At 52.7% G+C, this 1,501-nt stretch carries 1 protein-coding gene; it reads right to left on the reverse strand.

The window, feature by feature from the left end; genetic code table 11:
• On the reverse strand, positions 1 to 1,501 hold a 1,501-nt coding region (locus Xsto_RS20660), incomplete at both ends, for a TipJ family phage tail tip protein (protein ID WP_141554559.1).

Below are 1,501 nucleotides of genomic sequence, written 5' to 3' on the forward strand. Positions count from 1 at the left end.
CTGTACCCCCGGCGGAATAAGGGAAATAGGGCGTTCATCAATACGAATACCGGTATCAATGTGGGCGTATTTATCCGGGTTATGCTCAATGGCGGTAATCTCAAACGAAACGCCGTCGTCCCCTTCTTTAATGCCGGTGACCCGAAACAACTGAATGGCTAAATCGGTGGCATCAATGGCCCAGACGGACTCGGCAATCGGCGTTTCAGAATACGTCGTCGTGACCGTGATCACAGTGCCGTTGACCGCCTGAATGGTGCGGCCTTCGGCTTTACCTGAGGGTAAATTCAGTATCAACCGTTCCCCCGCTTTCGCTGACGATACTCTATCTAAGGTAATATTGCGTCCGTCCGCATTGTGGAGACGACCGCCCAAAACACGACCTGCCAGCATTTCATCCGCCACCCCGATAACATAACCGGGCAACGGAATTTTGCCATCCAGCCCTACAGTAAAGCTGACCATCCGATCATACTCGTTGGTATGCAATATCCATTTACCGCGCCGAATCGCCTCACTCTGGCGGGTACAACCAATCGCGGTCACATCGGCCTGCCTGACCTGAAAACGGCGGATTAACCGATGGTCGAAGACGGGTTCCACCGCATCCTGATAACCGTTCTGCGGGTCTGACCAGCTCACCATCGCGGTAGAGTAATGGGTCTTCTCACTGGCGCTGCTGTAGACAAACTTACCGTCACGCACGTTGGCGCGGGTGTAGAGATAATCCACATCCCGTGGCATATCCGCCAGCACGTTCATGTTATTGTTGGCCCAGTAGGTCATCCCCCGGAAGATACCGGCAATATCCCGCAGTACTGTCCATGCCTCTTCCTGTGACTGGATATAGACATTGCAGGTATGCCGCGGCTCAGTACCCCCTTTACCGTCCGGCACAGACTGATCGCAATACTGGGCAATCCGGTATAAATCCCATTTCGCCAGACTTAAGTTTTCGGTTTTCACCCGTGAACCGATACTGAACCGGTCGTTGATCATCAGGTCATACAGCACCCATGCCGGGTTATCCGTCCATGCCCATTTGAATTGTCCTGACCAGACACCGGAGTAACTACGGGCTTCCGGGTTATAATTATCCGGCACACGAATGACGCGCATTTTCGGCTCACAGGAAACCTGCGGAATATTACGAAACTGTTTGGCATCAAACTGAACGAACAACAAGGCGGTTTCGGGGTAACTCAGCTTCGCGTCAATCACCTCCGTAATGGCTTCTACGACCATCGCATCAGCAATTCGGTTACTGTTCTGCTTAGGCGTTAACCGACGCACACGCACCTGCCAGCCGGAATGGGCTTTGGGTAAATCGATGCGGTGTGAACGTTCATATTTGGTGGTCGTCTTGCCATCAACTGCCAGCGTCGGTAAATCCCAATAAGAGCCGCCATCTGTCGCGACTTCAATCACATAATCAATGCGGTAACCGACCGTATCCCCGTTTTCTTTCTGCGTCTGCAACTGGGGCCATGACAAGCGGATA

It is taken from the genome of Xenorhabdus stockiae (assembly GCF_002632825.1).
In the GTDB taxonomy this organism is placed as follows: Bacteria; Pseudomonadota; Gammaproteobacteria; order Enterobacterales; family Enterobacteriaceae; genus Xenorhabdus; species Xenorhabdus stockiae.